Source organism: Faecalibacterium sp. i21-0019-B1, assembly GCF_042852915.1.
GTDB classification, from domain to species: domain Bacteria; phylum Bacillota; class Clostridia; order Oscillospirales; family Ruminococcaceae; genus Faecalibacterium; species Faecalibacterium taiwanense.
Genome location: NZ_AP031425.1, coordinates 1,166,757 through 1,189,855, shown reverse-complemented (window position 1 = coordinate 1,189,855; position 23,099 = coordinate 1,166,757). Strand labels below are relative to the sequence as shown.

The window sequence follows — 23,099 nt, the reverse complement described above, 5'->3', positions numbered from 1 at the left end:
ACCGTCGGAAAGCGGCCTTGTGGGCGTTTTGTTTTTCTTTGTCTAGTTTTCCGCATCGGTTTGTAAAAGGCCACGACAGGGCTTCCCTGGGGCTTCTGGCGTCGCTCTGGCAAGTTACCGGCAAGTTAAACGGCCGCCCTGTGCGTTATTCGCGCGCCGCGCGCTTTTTCTCGCGCTGTTGCACGCTTTTAGCACGAATCGCACGTTTTGCGCGCATTCAATCACAAAATAGGCTATTTCCGCGCGTTTTCCGGCATCAAGTTCAACTTTTCGGATCGCACGGGTTGAACTCATTTTCCAAGCTTCTGTCAAGTTGTAAGCAACTGCCGGACCATTTTCGTCATGTCACGAAAAAGGTCTGCGCCATGTCTTCGTGGCGCCGCGCAAACGTCCGCCTCTCAATCTAACCCATAAGCTATATATTATATTATTAAGCTATATCTAAGATAATAATATCTAAGATTAAGTTAGATATTCTAGATATACATGGATGTAAGATAGGGGTTGTTAGGGGGAAGAATGCGGCAGCTTATGCCGTTGAAAACCGCGTTGAAAGCATCGTTTTTTGTCGTTGTTCCGTTTTATTTTGTCTGTTGAAAACTGCATTTTCTGGGTGGTAACGCGTTGGCAACGCGTTACCTGGTGCGAATGTTGAAAATTTGTTGAACCTTTTTCTTTCGTTTGTTCGTCGGTTTTTGATGTTCCATCCCTGTGAAGAAAATTCACTTTCAACATGAAATCTGTGTTTTCAACTTTTTAGCGGTAACGCGTTACCGCAAGCGTTACCAACGCGTTACCCGCGTTACTTGTTGAAAACTTTGTGGAAAGCTGTTGAAAAGCAGCAAATGGAGGGGTCTCATGCCTGCATATAAAAACCAGAAAACCGGTGAATGGTATTGCATCTTCCGCGTTACGGACTGGACCGGTAAGCGGAAGCAAATAAAGAAAAGCTGCTTTGCCCGCCGGGCGGATGCTCTGGCATACGAGCGCGAATACCTGGCGAAAAGCTCGCTCACCACAAAAATGAAATTCGGTTCCCTGGTGGAGCTCTACATGGCAGATGCAAAAACCAGGCTCCGGCCCACCACCTACGAAATGAAGCAATGGATCTTTGAAACGAAGATCCTCCCCTACTTCAAGGATCAGCTTGTGGATGAAGTATCGGTTTCGTCAATTCGCGCTTGGCAAAATCACCTGATCGACGCCAGGGACAAGAACGGGAAGCCGTATTCTGCCACCTACCTGAAAACCATCAACAACCAAATGAGCGCCCTGTTTCGGTTCGCCGGGAAATATTACGGCCTGAAAGAAAACCCCGTTTCCCTGGCCGGGTCCATGGGCAAAAGCAGCGCCGAAGAAATGCAGTTCTGGACGCTGGAAGAATTTCAGAAGTTCATTGCCGGGATGTCAGACCCTACGGCATACGCTGCGTTCAATATTCTGTTTTGGACCGGTATGCGGGAAGGTGAACTGCTGGCCCTCACCCTGGCCGATGTGGATTTTGAACGGAAGGGCATTTTTGTGCGGCACTCCTACGCCCGCCTGAATGGCGAGGACGTCATTTCAGACCCGAAAACCCGCCGTTCCAAGCGGTTCATTACAGTGCCGGACTTCTTGCTGGAAATCATTCGGGAATACGCTGCCAAGCTCTACGAATACCAGCCGGAAGAACGCCTGTTTGAATGCACCAAATACTGGCTAAAGGAGCAGCTGGAGCGCTGCTGCCAGCGCACCGGCGTGAAGGTCATTCGGGTGCACGATATACGGCACTCCCATGCCTCCCTGCTTATCAACATGGGCACGGACGCCCTTCTGGTGCAGCAGCGCCTTGGGCACGAAAAGGTTTCGACCACACTTGGCACCTACGCCCACCTGTACCCGGACCGTGCAAACAACGTCGCGGATCGTCTGGAAGCCCTGGCCTGCCCGGAGGAAAAGAAACCGTGATACCGGTTTGATTCTGCCCAGGGTGTTACTTTTCTGTTACTTCGGGCGCAAAAAAGCCCCGCCTTCAAGCGAAAATTCTTGAAAGCGGGGCTGTTTTTATACGCTGTTGTGTTCTATTTTTCGGGGGTCTAAAAAACCGGAAGGCAAATTTTCATTACTCGAGCTCAATGGTTGCCGGCGGCTTACCGGTGCAATCATAGAACACGCGGTTCACATGCTTGACCTCATTGACGATGCGGCTGGTGACAGTGCCCAGAACATCCCAGGGCATATTATAGCTCTCTGCAGTCATGAAGTCGGTGGTGGTCACAGCACGCAGGGCCACAGCGTAATCATAGGTACGCTCGTCGCCCATGACGCCCACACTGTGCATGTTGGTCAAGGCTGCATAGTACTGGCTGATCTCCTTATCCAGACCTGCCTTTGCGATCTCCTCACGCCAGATCGCGTCGGCATCCTGCACGATAGCCACCTTCTCCGGGGTCACTTCGCCGATGATGCGGATGCCAAGACCCGGGCCGGGGAACGGCTGACGGCTGACCAGATATTCGGGCAGGCCCAGCTCACGGCCAGCCTGACGCACCTCGTCTTTGAACAGGTTGCGCAGCGGCTCCACCAACTCCTTGAAGTCCACAGTGTCGGGCAGACCGCCGACGTTGTGGTGGCTCTTGATAACAGTGGACTCACCGCCCAGACCGCTCTCAACGACATCCGGGTAAATGGTACCCTGTGCCAGGAAATCCACCTTGCCGATCTTCTTGGCCTGCTCTTCAAACACACGGATGAACTCTTCGCCGATGATCTTGCGCTTGCGCTCCGGCTCGGTAACACCAGCCAGCTTTGCAAAGTAGCGTTCGCGGGCATCCACACAGATAAAGTTGATATCAAAGCCGTTGGCATTGCCCGGGCCGAATACAGAGCAGACCTCTTCCTTCTCGTTCTTACGCAGCAGACCGTGATCCACGAACACGCAGGTCAGCTGCTTGCCGATGGCCTTAGCCAGCATAGCTGCCAGAACGGAGGAATCCACGCCGCCGGACAAGGCGCACAGCACCTTGCCATCGCCGATGCGCTCACGCAGGGCCTTGACGTTGTTTTCCACAAAGGAGTCCATCTTCCAGTCGCCGGTGCAGCCGCAGACGTTGTACACGAAGTTGCGCAGCATCTTCTTGCCTTCCGCAGTGTGCAGCACTTCCGGATGGAACTGGACCGCGTACAGGCCCTTCTCGGCGTTCTCTGCCGCAGCTACCGGGCAGTTGACCGTGTGAGCAGTGATCTTAAAGCCGGGCGCTGCCTGCTCAATATAGTCGTTGTGGCTCATCCAGCAAATGGTGGAGGGCTGCACATCGGTGAACATCTTGCTGTTCGTGTCCACGAACACCTCAGTCTTGCCGTACTCGCGCTCCGGTGCGCGGCAGACATGGCCGCCCAGCAGATGCATCATCAGCTGGCTGCCGTAGCAGATGCCCAGCACAGGCACACCCCAGTTGAAGATTTCAGGGTCGATCGTGGGGGAATCCTCCAGATAAACGCTGTTGGGGCCACCGGTAAAGATGATACCCTTGGGGTTCTTTGCCTTGATAACCGACAGATCGGTTTTATAGGAATAGATTTCACAGTAGACATTGTTCTCGCGGACGCGGCGCGCGATCAGCTGATTGTACTGGCCGCCAAAGTCCAGCACGATGACAGTTTCATGCTGCATGAAGTTCTCTCCTCCCTTATCCATTCAATGTGTTTCTACAGATAAAATCAGTATAGCACATCTGCCAAATAAAAGCGACATCATTTGTGAATTTTCCTGTTTTTATTTTTCACGTATGGGATGCCGCAACACCGTTTTCAGTGTTCCCGGTGCAGCGCGGCGAGGATCACTCAGATAAATCTCGTGGTGGAAGCGTGTCTCTGAAAAATCAAGCCTATACCCCTGCTCTACGGCAAAGGCATCCATCTGCGCCAGCGTTTTCGGTTCTTCATCATAAGGGCCGATATGCAGGCACTGAACGCAAAGTCCCTCATCATAGGTCAGGAATTCCGCCTTGGAAAAATCCTTTTTCTTTTTTGCCGTTGCTTCCTGTACGGCCCAATCAAACGCTTCCGGCGTCACGAATTCTGGCAGTCGGATCATGGATGTCCACTCAAATGTTTCTTTATGTGCATAGTCAACGCCATCCACGCCCTTCTGATGCCACAAGCCCTCCAACGGTGGAACCACATATTCAAAATAGCCGTCCATCTTGTGGCTGCCCTTATAGCTCATTTTGATGGTGAAAGCAATGCCGTACAGCACTCCCATAGCCTCCTGATAGGCTCCACCCGGAGCATTCGGGTCGCCCTTGCCGTGCACTGCCACAAAATTCATACGCGGTATCGTAATCAGATGCGGTTTTTTCGGCGGGAGATAAAATTCCCTGTACTCTTTCTTATAATCAAACGGCATTACTCTTCACACCTTCCAGAAGTTCTCGCTGCTTCTTTTTGCTGAATTCCCTCAGCACCAGCCGATAGGACTTTTCCAGCATTTCCTTTTTCAGTATACCAGAACAACCTTGTTTTGTAAACAAAGAGTTGTGACATGCCGCAAAAAATCCCCTGCCCTTACGGACAGAGGATCTAAAGCAAAAAGAGACCTTCCCACTCTCCGGAATGGGAAGGTCTCTCGTAAGTTTAACCTTTAGCCTTAGGAAAGGCGCGAAGGGTCAAAATCACTCAATGATCTTGCCAACAACGCCAGAACCAACGGTACGGCCACCCTCACGGATAGCGAAACGCAGGCCCTCTTCCATAGCAACAGGGGTCAGCAGCTCAACGTGCATCATGACGTTATCGCCGGGCATGCACATCTCAGTGCCTTCGGGCAGAGTGATGATACCGGTCACGTCGGTGGTGCGGAAGTAGAACTGAGGACGATAGTTGGAGAAGAACGGGGTGTGACGGCCGCCTTCGTCCTTGGTCAGAACGTACACCTGAGACTCGAAGGTCTTGTGGGGGTGCACGGAACCGGGCTTAGCCAGAACCTGACCACGCTCGATCTGGGTACGATCAACACCACGCAGCAGAGCGCCGATGTTATCGCCAGCCTCAGCGAAGTCCAGAGACTTACGGAACATCTCCAGACCGGTGATGGTGGTGCTCAGACGATCGGGCTTGATGCCGACGATCTCCATAGCATCGCCAACCTTAGCAATACCACGCTCAACACGACCGGTTGCAACAGTACCACGGCCAGAAATGGTCATGACATCCTCGATGGGCATCAGGAAGGGCTTGTCTTCCTCACGATCGGGGTTGGGGATATAGGTGTCAACAGCGTCCATCAGCTCCTTGATGCAAGCATACTCGGGAGCATTGGGATCAGTGGAGGTAGACTCCAGAGCCTTCAGAGCGGAACCACGAATGATCGGGGTGTCGTCGCCGGGGAAGTCGTACTCGGTCAGCAGCTCACGGATCTCCATCTCAACCAGATCCAGCAGCTCTTCGTCGTCGACCATATCGCACTTGTTCATGAACACGACGATATAGGGCACGCCGACCTGACGAGCCAGCAGGATGTGCTCACGGGTCTGGGGCATGGGACCATCGGTAGCAGCAACGACCAGGATAGCGCCGTCCATCTGAGCAGCACCAGTGATCATGTTCTTGACGTAGTCAGCATGGCCCGGGCAGTCAACGTGAGCATAGTGACGAGCGTCGGTCTGATACTCAACGTGAGCGGAGTTGATCGTGATACCACGAGCACGCTCCTCAGGAGCCTTATCGATGTTGGCATAATCCATGAAGTCTGCGTCGCCCTTCAGAGCCAGGTACTTGGTGATAGCGGCGGTCAGAGTGGTCTTGCCGTGGTCAACGTGACCGATGGTGCCGATGTTCACATGCGGCTTAGAACGGTCGAACTTTGCCTTTTCAGCCATTGGAATATCCTCCCTTAATTTAGGTTTTGATATTTGGTTACAACAACCCTGCAAGATGCAGACATTGCATTGCAAGGCTATTCTACTAAATTTGCCCTGTAAAATCAAGTGCTTTTACAGGAAATTTTGCCGAGGTTACACTACCCCGGCAAAATCTTTATCCATTTTTCAGGAATCAGCCCTTGGTGCGGCCAGCGATGATCTGGTCAGCAATGTTCTTAGGCACCGGCTCGTAGTGAGACGGCTCCATGACATACTGGCCACGGCCCTGAGTCTTGGAGCGCAGGTCGGTAGCGTAGCCGAACATCTGAGCCAGAGGCACAAATGCATTGACGCGCTGAGTACCAGCCATAGCTTCCATGCCCTGGATCTGACCACGGCGTGCATTCAGGTCGCCGATAACATCGCCCAGATACTCATCGGGAACGATAACTGCAACCTTCATGATAGGCTCAGTGATGATAGGATCAGCCTTGCGCATAGCATCCTTGAACGCCATAGAACCAGCAATGGAGAAGGCCATTTCAGAGGAGTCGACCTCATGATAAGAACCATCCCACAGGGTAACCTTGACATCAACGACAGGATAGCCAGCCAGAACACCGGACTTCATAGCACCCTGGATACCGTTGTCGATAGCCGGGATGTATTCCTTCGGGATGGCACCGCCAACGATGGCGTTGACGAACTCGTAACCCTTGCCGGGCTCGTTGGGCTCGATCTTGATCTTAACATGACCGTACTGGCCCTTACCACCGGACTGACGTGCGTACTTGGTCTCCTGGTTGGCCTCTTTGCGGATGGTCTCACGGTAAGCAACCTGAGGTGCACCCACGTTTGCTTCAACCTTGAACTCACGCAGCAGACGGTCAACGATGATCTCCAGGTGCAGCTCGCCCATACCGGCGATGATGGTCTGACCGGTCTCTTCGTCAGTGTAGGTCTTGAAGGTCGGATCCTCTTCGGCCAGCTTTGCCAGCGCGATGCCCATCTTCTCGTTGCCGGCCTTGGTCTTGGGCTCGATGGCAACGCGGATAACAGGCTCGGGGAACTTCATGGACTCCAGAATGATGGGATGATTCTCATCACACAGAGTGTCACCGGTAGTGGTGTTCTTCAGACCGACAACAGCAGCGATATCACCTGCGTAGCAGCAGTCGATATCCTTGCGGTGGTTAGAATGCATCTGCAAGATGCGGCCCATACGCTCCTTGCTGTCCTTCACGGAGTTGTAGACAGTGGTACCTGCCTCAACCTTACCGGAGTAAACACGGAAGTATGCCAGCTTACCAACGAACGGGTCGGTAGCGATCTTGAAGGCCAGAGCTGCGAAGGGAGCGTCGTCGGAAGACGGACGGGTCTCCTGCTCTTCGGTCTCGGGATTCACACCCTTGATGTCCTCGACATCGGTAGGTGCGGGCATATAGTCAACGATAGCGTCCAGCAGCTTCTGCACGCCGCGGTTCTTGTAGGAAGAGCCGCAGGTCACAGGCACCAGAGTGTTGGCGATGGTTTCCTTGCGGATAGCCTTCTTCAGTTCCTCGCGGGTGATTTCCTCACCCTCGAGGTACTTCTCCATCAACTCTTCATCGTTCTCAGCAACAGCCTCGATCAGAATGTTGTGGTACTCCTCGGCCTGCTCACGCATATCCTCGGGGATGGGCTCAGTGCGCATGTCGTTGCCCATATCGTCGTAGTAGACCTCAGCGTTCATATCGACCAGGTCAACGATACCGCGGAAGGTATCCTCCTGACCGATAGGCAGCTGGATCGCCACGCCGTTTGCGTGCAGACGATCGTGCAGCATCTTGATGCAGCGGAAGAAGTCGGCACCCATGGTGTCCATCTTGTTAACGTACACCATACGGGGAACCTTGTACTCGTCAGCCTGACGCCAGACGGTCTCAGACTGCGGCTCAACACCGCCCTTTGCAGCCAGAACGGTCACAGAACCGTCCAGCACGCGCAGGGAACGCTGGACCTCAACAGTGAAGTCCACGTGGCCCGGGGTGTCGATGATGTTGATGCGGTGACGGTTCTTCTTGAATGCAACCGGATCCTTCTGGGTCTCAGAGTGGCTCCAGTAGCAGGTGGTAGCAGCGGAAGTGATGGTGATACCACGCTCCTGCTCCTGAACCATCCAGTCCATGGTAGCGCCGCCATCATGAACTTCGCCGATCTTGTGGTTGATACCGGTGTAGTACAGAATACGCTCGGTAGTAGTAGTCTTACCAGCATCAATGTGGGCCATAATGCCGATATTTCTCGTCATCTGAAGAGAAACTTCTCTGGGTGTAGCCATGAAATTAACCTCCTACAGAACAGATCAATAACGGAAATGAGCGAAAGCCTTGTTAGCCTCTGCCATCTTGTGAGTATCCTCACGCTTCTTCACGGCGTTACCAGTGTTGTTGGCAGCATCCATGATTTCAGCAGCCAGACGCTGAGCCATGGTCTTCTCACCACGGCTGCGGCTGTAGGCAGTCAGCCAGCGCAGACCCAGGGTCTCGCGGCGAGCCGGGCTGACTTCCAGAGGAACCTGGTAGTTAGCACCGCCAACGCGGCGGGTCTTGCACTCGAGGCTGGGCATGATGTTCTCCATCGCCTTCTCGAAAGTCTCCAGAGGATCGTTGCCGGTCTTCTCCTGAATCATGGAGAAAGCTTCGTAAACGATCTTCTGAGCGACGCCCTTCTTGCCATCCAGCATAACGCTGTTGACCAGACGAGTGACCATCTTGGAATTGTAAATAGGATCAGCTAAGACATCGCGCTTAGCAATGTTACCTCTTCTAGGCATCTTTCTTCCCTCCTTCACAGAATGATATCATCGGTACTCGAAAGTAATAAAACTCCCGTTGTGTCACAAAGAGCTGACCTTTACATAAACTGTTGCCCTCCGCTTTGCAAGCGGACTTGTTATTTATATAATGGAAAGCCGTTTATGGCGGTTGTCCTCAATTACTTCTTTGCAGCACCGGCCTTAGGACGCTTTGCGCCGTACTTGGAGCGGGCCTGATTACGGCCTGCCACACCCTGAGTATCCAGGGTACCACGGATGATGTGGTAACGCACACCGGGCAGATCCTTAACACGACCGCCACGGATCAGCACGACGGAGTGCTCCTGCAGGTTATGGCCGATACCGGGAATGTAAGAGGTGACCTCGATACCATTCGTGAGGCGGACACGAGCAACCTTACGCAGAGCAGAGTTGGGCTTTTTGGGGGTCATGGTACGAACAGCAGTGCAGACACCACGCTTCTGGGGGCTGTTCAGATCAGAATACTGTTTCTTCTGAGAATTGTAGCTCTTCAGCAGTGCGGGAGCGGTGCTCTTGGTAGCCAGAACCTGACGGCCCTTGCGTACAAGCTGGTTAAAAGTAGGCATTTTGTTTCTCCTTTCTTAATAATGCACATCGGACTTTTTTCCGACTTTTTTGCCGCACTATCCCCATGAGGGATGCGCAACAGTTATATAATACTCGCTTTACAGGCGGATGTCAACAGTTTTTGCAAAGTTTTTTGCATTTATTCCAGATTTTTTCTTTCAGTATTTTTTCGACGCAAAACGCACGGTTTTCTCCCCTGTTTCCGCTTTTCCGGGCATATAAAAACCGCCCTGCAGGCGGATGCCCACAGAGCGGTCCATTGTTTTATTTCAGAAGAAGGAACTTTGCTTACTGTACAGCAGCTGCCTGTTCGGCAGCGATCTCAGCATCGCGCTCAGCCTCACGGTTCTTCAGATCCTCACGGACTTCCGGCAGACCGGTACCTGCGGGGATCAGTTTACCAATGATGACGTTCTCCTTCAGGCCGGCCAGCGGGTCGACCTTGCCCTTGATGGCAGCTTCGGTCAGCACGCGGGTGGTCTCCTGGAAGGATGCAGCGGACAGGAAGGAGTCGTTTGCCAGAGCAGCCTTGGTGATGCCCAGCAGCACCTGCTGGTACTCAACCAGCTTCAGGCCCTCTTCACCAGCGTCGATGCGCTGCTGCAGATCGGCGTTGATGCTCTCCACTTCCAGACGGCTTGCCAGTGCACCGCCGATCAGGTTGGAAGAACCGGAATCAGTCACGCGCACCTTGCGGCACATCTGACGGACGATGACTTCGATATGCTTATCGTTGATTTCAACGCCCTGCAGACGGTAGACCTTCTGAACTTCGTTGATCAGGTAGTTCTGGACATCCTCCAGACCCTTGATTGCCAGAATATCCTGCGGATACAGAACACCTTCACGGGTGATGATGTCGCCCTTCTCCACACGGTCACCCGGCATCACGCGGGAATGCTGGGTGAACGGGATGGAGTAGCTCTTTACGACCTCGGCACCGTTCTCGTCCTTGCCGGTCACCTTGATAACGACATTCTTCTTGGTATCGTCCTGAGAAACGACACCAGAGATCTCGCTCATGATGGCCATGCTCTTGGGACGGCGGCTCTCGAACAGCTCTTCAACACGGGGAAGACCCTGCGTGATATCTTCAGCAGATGCGATACCGCCGGTATGGAAGGTACGCATGGTCAGCTGAGTACCAGGCTCGCCGATGGACTCTGCGGCGATAACGCCGACAGACTCGCCCAGACGGACCGGCTCGCCGTTTGCCATATCGGAACCGTAGCAGCGTGCGCAGACACCGGTCTTTGCACGGCAGGTCAGCAGGCTGCGGATCTTCAGCTTGGTAATACCAGCAGCCTCGATCTCGTTTGCATCGTACAGGTCGATCATCTTACCTTCCGGCACGATCACCTTGCCGGTGACGGGGTTGACCACATCGCCCACAGCGAAGCGGCCGATCAAGCGCTCGCGGAAGCTCTCGATCTTCTCCTTGCCCTCGTGGATCTCAGACACCCACAGGCCGTCGGTGGTGCCGCAGTCGATCTCGCGCACAATGACATCCTGAGAGACATCGACCATGCGGCGGGTCAGGTAACCGGAGTCAGCGGTACGCAGAGCGGTATCGGCCAGACCCTTACGGGCGCCACGGGCAGAAACGAAATATTCCAGAATATTCAGACCTTCACGGTAGTTGGCACGAATGGGCATCTCGATGGTGTGGCCAGCGGTGTTTGCCAGCAGGCCGCGCATGCCGGCCAGCTGCTTGATCTGGTTCATAGAACCACGAGCACCGGAGTCTGCCATCATATAGATCTCATTATCCTTGGGCAGGTTGTCTGCCAGAGCCTTGGAGACCTTATCGGTGGTAGCCTGCCAGATGGCGATGGTCTGGTTGTAACGCTCGTTGTCGGAGATCAGGCCGCGGTTGAACAGCCTGCCGACCTTTGCGATCTGCTGGTCAGCCTCAGCGATCAGTTCCTGCTTCTGCGGCGGGATCACAGCGTCGCACACAGCGACGGAGATTGCAGACAGAGTGGAGTACTTGTAGCCCTGCGCCTTGATGGCATCCAGCATCTTTGCACACTTGCGGGTGCCGTTGCGGGTCATGCAGCGGGAAATGATGTCGGGCAGAGTCTTCTTGGTCACGCGGAAGCTGACCTCGTACTCCAGCCAGTGCTCGGGATCAGTACGGTCGATATAACCCAGATTCTGAGGAACAGGGTTATTGAAGATGATGCGGCCGACGGTGGCTTCCACCAGACCGGTGCGCTCCACGCCGTCAATGGTCATGGTGCGGCGCACCTTGATGGGTGCGTGCAGGGTAACGATGTGCTCTGCATAAGCCATCAGGGCTTCGTTCTCATCGCGGAACACCTTGCCTGCGCCCTCGTCATTTTCACGAACGGTGGTCAGGTAGTAGCTGCCCAGGATCATATCCTGCGTAGGCACGGTAACAGGTGCGCCGTCAGAGGGCTTCAGCAGGTTGCCGGAAGCCAGCATCAGCATCTTGGCCTCACGGCAGGCATCCTCGCCCAGAGGCAGATGCACTGCCATCTGGTCACCGTCGAAGTCGGCGTTGAATGCGGTACATGCCAGCGGGTGCAGCTTGATGGCACGGCCCTCCACCAGCACCGGGTTGAAAGCCTGAATGCCCAGACGGTGCAGGGTAGGTGCACGGTTCAGCAGAACGGGGTGGCCCTTGATCACGGTCTCCAGGCTGTCCCACACTTCGGGCTTAGCGCGCTCCACCATCTTGCGGGCGGACTTGATGTTGTTGGCAATGCCCTTCTCCACCAGATCCTTCATGACAAAGGGCTTGAACAGCTCCAGAGCCATTTCCTTGGGCAGACCGCACTGATCCATCTTCAGCTCAGGGCCGACGACGATAACAGAACGACCGGAGTAGTCAACACGCTTGCCCAGCAGGTTCTGACGGAAGCGGCCCTGCTTGCCCTTCAGCATATCGGAAAGGCTCTTCAGTGCGCGGTTGTTGGGGCCGGTGACCGGACGGCCGCGGCGGCCGTTGTCGATCAGGCTGTCCACTGCTTCCTGCAGCATACGCTTCTCGTTGCGCACGATGATGTCGGGAGCGCCCAGCTCCAGCAGACGGCGCAGACGGTTGTTGCGGTTGATCACGCGGCGGTACAGGTCGTTCAGATCGGAGGTGGCAAAACGGCCACCGTCCAGCTGGACCATGGGGCGCAGGTCAGGCGGCAGAACAGGCAGCACATCCATGACCATCCATTCAGGACGGTTGCCGGAAATGCGGAATGCCTCAACTACTTCCAGACGCTTGAGGATGCGCACGCGCTTCTGGCCGGAGGACTTTTCCACCTCAGCAGTCAGCTCTTCACTCAGCTGATCCAGATCGATCTCCTTCAGCAGATCCTGAATGGCCTCAGCGCCCATAGCAGCCTCGAACTCATCACCGTAGTGGTCGCGCATCTCACGATACTCGCTCTCGGTGAGCAGCTGCTTCTTTTCCAGACGGGTAGCGCCCGGATCAGTGACGATATAGCTTGCAAAGTACAGCACCTTCTCCAGCAGGCGGGGGCTGATGTCCAGCATCAGGCCGATGCGGCTGGGGATGCCCTTGAAGTACCAGATGTGGCTGACGGGAGCGGCCAGCTCAATGTGGCCCATGCGCTCACGGCGGACCTTAGCCTTGGTCACTTCAACGCCGCAGCGGTCGCAGATCTTGCCCTTGTAGCGGATGCGCTTATACTTACCGCAGTGGCACTCCCAGTCCTTGGTAGGTCCAAAAATGCGCTCACAGTACAAGCCGTCGCGCTCCGGCTTCAGGGTACGGTAGTTGATGGTCTCAGGCTTTTTGACCTCGCCGTAGCTCCAGTTGCGGATCTGCTCCGGGGAGGCAAGGCCGATCTTGATGGAATCGAAAACGTTGTTTTCCATGAAACGAACCCTTTCTTAATCTCTAGTTGTCTCGATGATACAGGCGGCTTTCTTGTTCAGACCACAGGCCCCTCTCCCCTGCCGCAGCACGCGGAACAGGGGGCTTGAGGCTTGTGTTCTTTGTCTGATCAGAAATCTACTTCGTCAGAAGAAGCGGGAGCTTCGGCACCGGAGTTATTGTCCTCCAGCACAGAAGGATCATCGAAACCGGCATCGGCATCCTTAATATTATAATCGTTGAGCAGTTCGCTCTCCTGCACGACGTTCTCAGTGCCGGCAACATCGCGCATATCAAAGCCGGTCTCTTCGTCGTCGAAGTTCTGACGCATGTCGATCTCGTTGCCGTCCTTGTCCTGAACAACAACGTCCAGACCCAGAGACTGCAGTTCCTTCAGCATAACGCGGAAGGACTCGGGGATGCCGGGCTGCGGGATCGGCTCACCCTTAACGATGGCCTCGTAGGTCTTCACACGGCCCTCCACGTCGTCGGACTTGACGGTCAGGATCTCCTGCAGAGTGTAAGCAGCGCCGTAAGCTTCCAGTGCCCAGACTTCCATTTCGCCAAAGCGCTGGCCGCCGAACTGGGCCTTGCCGCCCAGAGGCTGCTGAGTGACCAGAGAGTAGGGGCCGGTGGAACGTGCATGGATCTTATCATCGACCAGGTGATGCAGCTTCAGGTAGTACATATAACCGACGGTAACGCGGTTATCGAACTTTTCGCCGGTGCGGCCATCGTAAACGGTGGTCTTGCCATCGCGGTCCAGCTCGATCTTGGAGAAGTCGATGATGTGTCCCTTCTCGCCCATGATCTTGGGGAGCTTCGTGGGATATGCAGGAGCATTCTCGCCATGCCACATCTCGCGGGCGGTATCAAAGGTATCGCCGATGTCGTTCTCACGAGCAGAGTCGAAGACGGGAGTCATGACCTTGATGCCGCATGCCTTGGCAGCGTAGCCCAGGTTGACTTCCAGCACCTGACCGATGTTCATACGGGAAGGCACGCCCAGAGGGTTCAGCACGATGTCCAGCGGGGTGCCGTCGGGCAGGTAGGGCATGTCCTCCTGCGGCAGAATGCGGGAAACGACACCCTTGTTGCCGTGACGGCCTGCCATCTTATCGCCAACGCTGATCTTGCGCTTCTGGGCAATATAGCAGCGGACGACCTCGCGCACGCCGGGCTGCAGTTCGTCGCTGTTCTCCGGGGTGAACACCTTGACATCCACAATGATGCCGTATGCACCATGGGGCACGCGCAGAGAAGTATCACGCACTTCGCGTGCCTTCTCGCCGAAGATGGCGCGCAGCAGGCGCTCTTCAGCGGTCAGCTCGGTCTCGCCCTTCGGGGTGACCTTACCAACCAGAATGTCGCCGCTCTTGACCTCGGCACCGATGCGGATGATGCCGCGCTCGTCCAGATCCTTCAGTGCATCCTCAGAAACGTTGGGGATATCACGGGTGATTTCTTCGGGTCCCAGCTTGGTATCGCGGCTCTCGGTCTCGTACTCTTCAATATGAATGGAGGTGTACACGTCCTCGCGCACGATCTTCTCGTTCAGCAGAACGGCATCCTCGTAGTTGTAGCCTTCCCAGGTCATGAAGCCGATCAGAGCGTTCTTACCCAGAGAAATTTCGCCGTTGCGCATTGCAGGGCCGTCGGCCAGCACCTGACCGGCCTTGACGCTCTCGCCGACCTCCACGATGGGACGCTGGTTGATGCAGGTGCCTGCGTTGGAGCGTGCGAACTTGACCAGAGGATAATCCTCCAGCTCGCCCTTGTTGTTGCGCACAACAACATGGTCGGCATCCATCTTCTCAACGATACCGTCATTCTTTGCCAGAACAGCGGTGCCGGAGTCGGTAGCAGCCTTGTACTCCATACCGGTAGCAACGATGGGCTGCTGGGTGACCATCAGAGGCACTGCCTGACGCTGCATGTTGGAACCCATCAGAGCACGGTTACAGTCATCGTTCTCCAGGAAGGGGATGCAGGCGGTAGCAACAGAGACCATCATTCGCGGAGAAACGTCCATGTAATCGACTTTCTCTGCATCAATTTCAAGGATCTCGTCGCGGCGGCGGGCAGACACACGGGGACGCACGAAGTGCTTGCCCTCATCCAGCGGCTCGTTGGCCTGTGCCACAACGTACTCGTCCTCGACATCAGCGGTCATATACTCGACCTCGTCGGTGACGACCTGTTCCTTCAGGTTGCCGTTCTCGTCATAGATCTTCTTGACCTTGCGGTACGGAGCTTCCACGAAGCCGTACTCGTTGATCTTGGCGTAAGATGCCAGATAGGAGATCAGACCGATGTTGGGGCCTTCAGGGGTCTCGATGGGGCACATACGGCCGTAGTGGCTGTAGTGAACGTCGCGGACCTCGAAACCTGCACGGTCACGGCTCAGACCGCCGGGGCCCAGAGCAGACAGGCGGCGCTTGTGGGTCAGCTCAGCCAGCGGGTTGTTCTGATCCATGAACTGGGACAGCGGAGAAGAACCGAAGAACTCCTTGATGGCTGCCACCACCGGACGGATATTGATGAGGGCCTGCGGAGTGATGACGCTCTGATCCTGGCTCTGCAGGGTCATGCGCTCACGGATGACGCGCTCCATGCGGGAGAAGCCGATGCGGAACTGGTTCTGCAGCAGCTCGCCCACGCTGCGGATGCGGCGGTTGCCCAGATGGTCGATATCATCGGTGGTGCCAATATTGTGGCCCAGACCGTTCAGGTAGTTGATGGAAGCCAGAATATCGGCGACCGTAACGGTGCGGCCGATCAGCTGGTCGTGGTTGCGGCGCAGCATCTCCTTCTGCTCTTCCACATCAGAGGTGGTGTCGAGGATCTTCTTGATCTCATCGAAGGAGCAGCGCTCGTTGATGCCGCACTCCTTCACGTCGAAGGAGAAGAAGCCCTGTGCATCCACACAGCCGTTGGTGATGACCTTGACCTTCCGGCTCTCTTCCTTCATGGGATCGTCGAGCTTCAGCACGACCAGATTCACACCGGCATTGTCAGCCTTCTCAGCCAGCTCGCGGGTGATCTTGGCACCAGCCTCGATCAGGATCTCGCCGGTCAGCGGAGCGACCACATTCTCAGCAGCCACCTGACCGGTGATGCGGCGTGCCAGAGACAGCTTCTTGTTCATCTTATAACGGCCGAAACGAGACAGGTCATAACGGCGCGGGTCGAAGAACAGCATGTTGATCTGGCTGGTAGCAGACTCCACCGTGGGAGGCTCGCCGGGGCGCAGCTTGCGGTAAACTTCCAGCAGGCCCTCTTCCTGATTCTTGGTGGTATCCTTTTCCAGAGTAGCGAGGATGCGCTCATCGTCGCCAAAGAAGTTCAGGATGTCCTCGTTGGTGGACAGGCCCAGTGCACGGCACAGCACGGTGACAGGCAGCTTGCGGTTCTTATCGATACGGACATAGAACACATCGGAAGCATCGGTCTCGTACTCCAGCCATGCACCGCGGTTGGGGTTCATGGTAGCGCTGTACAGGTCGTTGCCCACCTTATCCTTGGCATCGCCGTAGAACACGCCAGGAGAACGCACCAGCTGGCTGACGATAGCACGCTCTGCACCGTTGATCACAAAGGTGCCGGCATCGGTCATCAGCGGGAAATCGCCCATGAAGATCTCCTGATCCTTCACTTCGCCGGTCTCCTTGTTCAGCAGACGGGCGGTGACGCGCAGGGGTGCTGCATAGGTCACGTCGCGCTCCTTGCACTCCTTGATGCTGTACTTCGGCTCCTTATCCAGGCGGAAGTCCACAAAGCTCAGTGCCAGATTGCCGGTGTAGTCCTCAATGGTGCCGATATCGTGGAAGACCTCTTTCAGGCCCTCGTCCAGGAACCACTGATAAGAGTTCTTCTGGACCTCGATCAGGTTCGGCATACTGATGACTTCGTCGATGTGGGAGAAGCTCATGCGCTCGGTTTTGCCGAGCTTTACGGGCTTGACTTTCATCATAAAATCAACCACTCCTTACTTTTATACTCTACGGGATGTCGTATACACGGGTCAAATTTGAGCAGACACACATAATTCGACCCGCGTCGAAGGGAACCTTTCGGCGTTTTTCACAAACTTTTCGGTTTGACCCGTCCAGCCGCCGCCTGCGTATTCCCCTTTTTGGCGCACTAGTCCATTATGTGATACTAATGTAGTATACACCCTAAAAGCCTTGCTGTCAAGCCATTTTTCAGATTTTTGCCAAAACAAATTTATTTTTTCTTTCATTTTCGCACGCCCGGCAGCGTGTTGTGTTTTGCTGTTTTAGGGCTTGATTTTTTTATTTTGCACGTTCCTGTTCATAATCCCCTTGTGCAATTTGTCTATCTTTGCCCTTGCGGCCCTTTTTTGTGAAAAAGCAGCTCAGAAAAGCTCGCAGGCTTTTCTGAGCTGCAAATATAAAAATAATGTTTCCTCTAATATTGCCAGAGCGCAAGCGGCGGCAATTATAATCGTTCACTCATCCAGATAATCCCGCAGGCGTTTTGCACGGCTGGGATGCCGCAGCTTGCGCAGGGCCTTGGCTTCGATCTGCCGCACCCGCTCCCGGGTCACATTGAACTCCTTCCCCAGCTCTTCCAGCGTGTGCGCCCGGCCATCCTCCAGCCCGAAGCGCAGTGCGATCACCCGCTCTTCCCTCGGTGTCAGGCTTTTGAGCACGCTGAACAGTTCCCGCCGCAGCAGCTGCCGCCCGGCTTCATCCACCGGGACGCCTGCATCCTCGTCCTGAATAAAATCTTCAAGGTGGGCATCCTCTTCCTCGCCCACCGGCGTTTCCAAGCTGATAGGGTCCTGCGCCAGCTGCAGCAATTCCCGCACACGGTCCGGCTCCATGTCCAGCTGAACAGCGATCTCTTCCGCGGTAGGCTCCCGGCCATTTTTCCGCAGCAGGTCACCCGTCGTCTTTTTGACCCGGTTGATGCTCTCCACAAGGTGCACCGGGATGCGGATGGTCCTCCCCTGATCTGCAATGGCGCGGGTGATGGACTGACGGATCCACCACGTGGCATAGGTGGAAAATTTGAAGCCGCGCTCCGGCTCAAACTTTTCCGCCGCCTTCATCAGACCGAGATTGCCTTCCTGAATGAGATCCAGAAACGGCAGGCCCCGCCCTGCATAGCGCTTTGCCACCGACACCACCAGCCGCAGGTTCGCTTCGCTGAGCTTCCGCCGGGCATCCTCATCCCCGGCCTGCGCGGCACGGGCAAGCTCCGTTTCCTGTTCTGCCGTCAGCAGCGGCACCCGGCCGATCTCCTTCAAATAGGCCTTTACCGGGTCGTCCAGCGCCACCCCCTCTGCCGAAAGCTCATGTTCCAGCCTGCCGATCTGCGTTTCATCCAACGCAGGCAGGTCCGCTTCCTCTTCGGTCAGGTGCACGCCGCGGTCCTCCAGTGCCGTATACAGCTCGTCCAGCTGCGCCACATCGTAATCCTGTTCGTCCATGGCACGGCTGATCTGCTCCGGTGTCAGGGCATGGTGGCGTGCCCGCGCAGCCAATGTTCTGGCCAATTCCTCCGTTTGCGACAATTTCTGCATGGTTCCTGCTCCTTTCCTCTCCTGCTCCAGCCGGAGGGGAAAGCGGGGGATCATTCTTCTACAGGCACATTTCCCTGCTTCTTTTCGCGCATCGACTGGAGGTAATCACTCAGTTCCTCATTGGACATATGCGCCGCCTTGCCTGCCATGGGCATCCCCCGGGCAATGCGGTCCAGATACAGCCGGATATCATCCGGCGTACAATTCACATCGCTGTATTGTGCCGCAAGATGGCTCAGTTCATTCAGCGCTTCTTCGCTTACAAAAGCGCGCAGCGTGGTCAGGCTGATCTCAATGCCCTCCTGTCGGCAGCGCAGCATGGCTTCAAACAGCTCCTTCTGCTGCGGCAGCACGAACTGTTCTGCGGTCAGCTGCCCCTGCACCAGATCGATATAGTGCGGCTCCCGCAGCATGGCCGCCAGCAGTCGCTGCTGTGCGCTGGCAATGCCCAGCGCCTGACTGCCGCCCGCACTGTACGGCACGTTGATCTGATTCATCTCACCGGACTTGAGCGCCTGCTGCTTTTTCTCCCAGCGGTGCTTGCTGCCCGCCCTCTTCACGGCGGTCTCCAGCTGGGTCATGATAGCTGTTTTGGAGATGTTGGTCTCCTCAGCCAGACGCCCCGCATACACTTCCTGCTCGGTAGGGTTGGAGCGCTCTGCTAGCATATTCACAGCTTCCTTCACGTATTCCAGCCGCTGGGCATCCTGTGCCAGATCGTACTGGCTGCGCAGACGGCCCAGCCGGAAGTCCAGTGCATTGCCCACACCGTCCAGCAGGGCTTTGAATCGCTCTGCGCCATACTTTTTGATGTACTCGTCCGGGTCCTTTGCACCGGGGATCTGCAGCACGCCCACCTTTACCGGGCTGTTGCGGAACAGTTCCAGCGAGCGCAGCGTGGCCTTCTGGCCTGCTTCGTCCGAATCGTAGCTCAGGATCACCTCGTCAGCATACTCGCTGATGAGCCGCACCTGCTCCGGGGTCAGGGCCGTGCCGCAGGCGCACACTGCTGTGTCGATGCCTGCCTGATGCATACTGATCACGTCCATGTAGCCCTCGCACAGCACGAACCGGCGCACCGCGCTGCGCTTTGCGATCTGCAGCGCAAACACCGTCTCTGATTTGTGGTACACCAGCGTTTCCGGGCTGTTGACATATTTCGGTTTGGAATCGTCCAGCACGCGCCCACCAAACGCAATGATGTTGCCGCGCAGGTCAAAGATGGGGGTCATCACCCGCTTCCAGAACAGGCAGTAGATGCGGCCGGACGCACTGCGCTTGAACAGGCCGCTGGCATCCAGCTCCTGCTGATTGTAGCCCTTATCGCGCAGGAACTGATACAGCGCCTGTCCGTCGTTTGGCGCATAGCCCAGCCCGAACCGGACGATCGTCTTGTCGTCCAGACCGCGCCGCCGCCAGTAGGCACGGGCCTGCCGGGCTTCCTCCACGGTGGAGTTCAGGCAGGCGTGGAAAAACCGTGCCGCCTCCTTGTTCATGGAGAGGATGCGGCTGCGCATCCGGCCTGTTTTGTCGTCCTCCTGCGGCTCCGGCATACCGGCCCGCGCTGCCAGCAGCTTAACGGCCTCCGGGTAATCGATGCTGTTGATCTTTTTCGTAAAGGTAATGGCATCGCCGCCTGCGCCGCAGCCAAAGCAGTAAAAGCTCTGGGTGTCCGGGTAGACGTAGAATGAGGGCGTTTTTTCGCTGTGAAAGGGGCACAGGCCGCCATACAAACGTCCCTTGCGCTTGAGCTGCACATAGCTGCCCACCAGCTCCACAATGTCGGTGCGGCGGGTCAGTTCTTCAATGTATTCGTGTGGGATCATAGATCTTTCAAACGACCTTTCGGATTTATAGGACATGCCACTTCCGGGGCACAAACAATTCCTCAAAAGTGCGGATGGCAAATTCATCGCTCATGCCACTGATGTAATCGGTCACTGCGCGTTCTCCGCCCTCCTGATAAGCCAGCTGGATGTAAAAATTGGACATCCGGTCTACATGGTTCAGGTAGTAATCGTACAGTTCCCCGATCACCTTGTCCACCTTCTGCTCTTCCTGCTTGGCGGTCTTGTCCACGTACACGGTGGCGTACATGAAATCCCGCAGCGCAAGGAAGGCTTCGTTTTCCTCTGCGCCCACCTTCACATCCCCATCGCTGTTGGCAAGGATACTGTTGATCATGGTGGTGATGCGGGCAGATTTTGTCTGGCCCAGCACGGCGGTGCATTCTTTCGGCAGGGTGGCTGGGTCCAGCACACCGGCGCGCACCGCGTCCTCAATGTCGTGGTTCACATAGGCGATCTGATCCGCCATGCGCACGATGCGTCCTTCCGGCGTTGCCGCCCAGGTGCCCTTTGTGTGGGTCACGATGCCGTTGCGCACCTCCCACGTCAGGTTCAGGCCCCGGCCGTCCTTTTCCAGCTTGTCCACCACACGCAGGCTCTGCATGTAGTGCTTGAAGCCGTCCGGGCACAGCTCATTCAGCGCGCGCTCCCCGGCATGGCCAAACGGCGTGTGGCCCAGATCATGGGCAAGGCTGATTGCTTCAGTCAGATCTTCGTTCAGCCGCAGAGCGCGGGCAATGGTCCGCGCGATCTGCGAGACCTCCAGCGTATGGGTCAGTCGGGTGCGGTACAGGTCTCCCTCCGGCGAGAGGAACACCTGCGTCTTTTGTTTGAGCCGTCGGAATGCCTTGCAGTGCAGCACCCGGTCACGGTCACGCTGGAACACCGGCCGGATCGGGTCCTGCTCTTCCGGCAGCATGCGGCCGCGGCTCTGGTCGCTGAAGGTAGCCCACGGCGCGAAGGTCATATGTTCGATCTCTTCTGTGCGCTGACGTACATCCATACAAAGTCGCCCTCCCTTTTTGTCGCCATTCCCCCTCTCTGTTTCGGCACAGCCGATCCCAATTGCTGCGTCTGCGGCAATTGTAGCACACCCGCTTTGTCGAAGGGGGAAAAAGCCTGTCGGTTCGCAAAATAATGCTTGCTTTTTTATTTTTGCTGCTGCCGGGTTCAGAACGGTGCATAGAACGGGTCGGATACCGTCACCTGCGCGCTGCCGCGTGTCAGCTCCCGCAGCTGTTCCAGCAGCGGGCCTTCGGTGTGTTCCGGCATCTGCCAGCACAGGGTCACGCGATCCGTGAACTGCGGCGCGGCCTGTTTTGCTCCCGCTGCATCGATCAGCAGCGATGCACGCTCATAAAGGGAGTAATCCACCGTCACGCTCAGCTCCACCACGCTGCGCACCGTGACCACCTCGGCATTTTCCAGTGCACGGGCCGTAGCCGTGGTGTATGCACGCACCAAGCCGCCGGTGCCCAGCAGCACACCGCCAAAGTAACGGGTCACCACCACGATCAGATCCGTCAGGCCGCTGTGCTGCAGCACCTCCAGCGCTGGTGTGCCCGCCGTCTTGGCCGGTTCACCATCATCTGAATAGCGTTCCCGGTTGCCTTCCCTCAGGCGGTAGGCATACACATTGTGGCGGGCGGTGCGGTTGGCCGCACGCACCTGTTCCAGAAATGCAACGGCAGCTTCCTCGCTGTCCGCAAATGACAGCGCCGCAATGAAGCGGCTCTTCTTTTCTTCGTATTCTCCTGTGGCCGTGCCATGGATGGTGCGGTAATCCTCCACTGTGGTTCCTCCTGCATGTTATTCAAAACAAGTATAACATAAATCGTCCGTTGTGCAACCACTGCCGCATACGTTTTTGTGTCAAGGCCAGCTCCCTGTACCGCTGCCCACATGTCCTCTGCCAGAAAAAAGCGCAACAAAAAATCGGCTAAGCCTTGCAGCTCAGCCGATCTTTTGTTAGAAGAAAGCAGATGATTACTTGGTAAAGAGCTGGATCCACTGATGGCCCCAAGTGCTGGAGCTGTTGTAGTAGTAGCCAACACCCATTGCACGAGCTTCGGGATCCAGAATGTTTGCGCGATGGCCTTCGGAGTTCATCCAGGCATTCACGACTTCTTCAGGAGAAACGTTGCCCCATGCGGCATTCTCGCCAGCAGCGGCATCCGTCACGCCGTACTCGCTGAGAACAGTATACCACTTGGTACCATTGGGACGAACGTGAGAATTGACGGTTGCGATCTCTTCGGCGCGCTCCTGAGCGGCACTATTGTGGTTGCTGTCGCCCAGCTGAACGGGCTTCAGGCCAGCCTTTGCGCGCTCGTTGTTTACGCGGCGCAGGAACTCGTTCTGATAAGCTTCGTCCTGAAAGCTGATGTAGGAATTTTCTTCTTCGATGGAGGCAGAAACCGAAGCCTCAGCTGCGTTTGCAGTAACGGGCTTGAGAGATGCAGCACCAAAAACCACAGCCAGAGTCATAGCTGCTGCTGCGATATTCTTCAGGGCACGCATCTCGAGTTTCATAAGACATCCTCCGCAAGCTTTTGTATATAAAAGCTTTTTTGCATTCATGTGAATGCGTACTGCA

14 protein-coding genes are annotated in these 23,099 nt (G+C 55.9%); 1 reads left to right on the top strand and 13 read right to left on the bottom strand.

Annotation, left to right across the window (positions count from 1 at the left end; translation table 11 throughout):
* Positions 1–858 precede the first annotated feature (858 nt).
* A complete protein-coding gene (locus ACGHP1_RS05770) occupies positions 859–1,947 on the top strand; it encodes a site-specific integrase (protein ID WP_390508282.1) in 1,089 nt (362 codons plus the stop codon).
* Between the two features lie 154 nt (positions 1,948–2,101).
* Here ACGHP1_RS05770 and guaA read toward each other — a convergent pair whose 3' ends face one another.
* The 13 genes from guaA to ACGHP1_RS05705 form a co-directional block, all read right to left on the bottom strand.
* A complete protein-coding gene (guaA, locus tag ACGHP1_RS05765; RefSeq protein WP_044953447.1) occupies positions 2,102–3,652 on the bottom strand; it encodes a glutamine-hydrolyzing GMP synthase in 1,551 nt (516 codons plus the stop codon).
* 102 nt (positions 3,653–3,754) lie between these two features.
* Positions 3,755–4,387 carry a GyrI-like domain-containing protein gene (locus ACGHP1_RS05760; protein ID WP_120079525.1) on the bottom strand — a complete coding sequence of 211 codons (633 nt, stop codon included), beginning with the start codon at positions 4,385–4,387 and terminating at the stop codon, positions 3,755–3,757.
* Between the two features lie 265 nt (positions 4,388–4,652).
* Positions 4,653–5,858 carry an elongation factor Tu gene (gene tuf, locus ACGHP1_RS05755; protein ID WP_005940209.1) on the bottom strand — a complete coding sequence of 402 codons (1,206 nt, stop codon included), beginning with the start codon at positions 5,856–5,858 and terminating at the stop codon, positions 4,653–4,655.
* Positions 5,859–6,033: 175 nt separating this feature from the next.
* Positions 6,034–8,160 carry an elongation factor G gene (gene fusA / locus ACGHP1_RS05750; protein ID WP_371287964.1) on the bottom strand — a complete coding sequence of 709 codons (2,127 nt, stop codon included), beginning with the start codon at positions 8,158–8,160 and terminating at the stop codon, positions 6,034–6,036.
* 24 nt (positions 8,161–8,184) lie between these two features.
* On the bottom strand, positions 8,185–8,655 hold the full coding sequence (gene rpsG, locus ACGHP1_RS05745) for a 30S ribosomal protein S7 (protein ID WP_005930552.1): 471 nt from the start codon (positions 8,653–8,655) through the stop codon (positions 8,185–8,187).
* 161 nt (positions 8,656–8,816) lie between these two features.
* Positions 8,817–9,245, bottom strand: a complete 429-nt coding sequence (gene rpsL, locus ACGHP1_RS05740) for a 30S ribosomal protein S12 (RefSeq protein WP_005940205.1) — start codon at positions 9,243–9,245, stop codon at positions 8,817–8,819.
* A 289-nt stretch (positions 9,246–9,534) separates the two neighbouring features.
* On the bottom strand, positions 9,535–13,107 hold the full coding sequence (gene rpoC, locus ACGHP1_RS05735) for a DNA-directed RNA polymerase subunit beta' (protein WP_249235795.1): 3,573 nt from the start codon (positions 13,105–13,107) through the stop codon (positions 9,535–9,537).
* A gap of 128 nt (positions 13,108–13,235) precedes the next feature.
* On the bottom strand, positions 13,236–17,078 hold the full coding sequence (locus ACGHP1_RS05730; protein ID WP_294648417.1) for a DNA-directed RNA polymerase subunit beta: 3,843 nt from the start codon (positions 17,076–17,078) through the stop codon (positions 13,236–13,238).
* Positions 17,079–17,576: 498 nt separating this feature from the next.
* Complete coding sequence (gene rpoD, locus ACGHP1_RS05725) at positions 17,577–18,656, bottom strand: RNA polymerase sigma factor RpoD (protein WP_120079519.1); 1,080 nt, start codon at positions 18,654–18,656, stop codon at positions 17,577–17,579.
* Between the two features lie 50 nt (positions 18,657–18,706).
* Positions 18,707–20,482 carry a DNA primase gene (dnaG, locus tag ACGHP1_RS05720; protein ID WP_005940187.1) on the bottom strand — a complete coding sequence of 592 codons (1,776 nt, stop codon included), beginning with the start codon at positions 20,480–20,482 and terminating at the stop codon, positions 18,707–18,709.
* A 25-nt stretch (positions 20,483–20,507) separates the two neighbouring features.
* Positions 20,508–21,506 (bottom strand): deoxyguanosinetriphosphate triphosphohydrolase, encoded by a 999-nt coding sequence (locus tag ACGHP1_RS05715; protein WP_097774834.1) that lies wholly within the window; start codon positions 21,504–21,506, stop codon positions 20,508–20,510.
* A gap of 167 nt (positions 21,507–21,673) precedes the next feature.
* Positions 21,674–22,294, bottom strand: coding sequence for a YigZ family protein (locus tag ACGHP1_RS05710; RefSeq protein ID WP_120019711.1), 621 nt, complete (start codon positions 22,292–22,294; stop codon positions 21,674–21,676).
* A gap of 195 nt (positions 22,295–22,489) precedes the next feature.
* Positions 22,490–23,035, bottom strand: a complete 546-nt coding sequence (locus ACGHP1_RS05705; protein ID WP_390508275.1) for a CAP domain-containing protein — start codon at positions 23,033–23,035, stop codon at positions 22,490–22,492.
* Positions 23,036–23,099 lie beyond the last annotated feature (64 nt).

Bases quoted from the DNA above. Each gene is read 5' to 3' on its own strand.
- ACGHP1_RS05760 (WP_120079525.1), bottom strand. From the start codon at position 4,387: ATGCCGTTTGATTATAAGAAAGAGTACAGGGAATTTTATCTCCCGCCG.
- ACGHP1_RS05770 (WP_390508282.1), top strand. From the start codon at position 859: ATGCCTGCATATAAAAACCAGAAAACCGGTGAATGGTATTGCATCTTC.
- ACGHP1_RS05730 (WP_294648417.1), bottom strand. From the start codon at position 17,078: ATGATGAAAGTCAAGCCCGTAAAGCTCGGCAAAACCGAGCGCATGAGC.
- guaA (WP_044953447.1), bottom strand. From the start codon at position 3,652: ATGCAGCATGAAACTGTCATCGTGCTGGACTTTGGCGGCCAGTACAAT.
- dnaG (WP_005940187.1), bottom strand. From the start codon at position 20,482: ATGATCCCACACGAATACATTGAAGAACTGACCCGCCGCACCGACATT.
- fusA (WP_371287964.1), bottom strand. From the start codon at position 8,160: ATGGCTACACCCAGAGAAGTTTCTCTTCAGATGACGAGAAATATCGGC.
- ACGHP1_RS05705 (WP_390508275.1), bottom strand. From the start codon at position 23,035: ATGAAACTCGAGATGCGTGCCCTGAAGAATATCGCAGCAGCAGCTATG.
- rpoD (WP_120079519.1), bottom strand. From the start codon at position 18,656: ATGCAGAAATTGTCGCAAACGGAGGAATTGGCCAGAACATTGGCTGCG.
- tuf (WP_005940209.1), bottom strand. From the start codon at position 5,858: ATGGCTGAAAAGGCAAAGTTCGACCGTTCTAAGCCGCATGTGAACATC.
- rpoC (WP_249235795.1), bottom strand. From the start codon at position 13,107: ATGGAAAACAACGTTTTCGATTCCATCAAGATCGGCCTTGCCTCCCCG.
- rpsL (WP_005940205.1), bottom strand. From the start codon at position 9,245: ATGCCTACTTTTAACCAGCTTGTACGCAAGGGCCGTCAGGTTCTGGCT.
- rpsG (WP_005930552.1), bottom strand. From the start codon at position 8,655: ATGCCTAGAAGAGGTAACATTGCTAAGCGCGATGTCTTAGCTGATCCT.
- ACGHP1_RS05715 (WP_097774834.1), bottom strand. From the start codon at position 21,506: ATGGATGTACGTCAGCGCACAGAAGAGATCGAACATATGACCTTCGCG.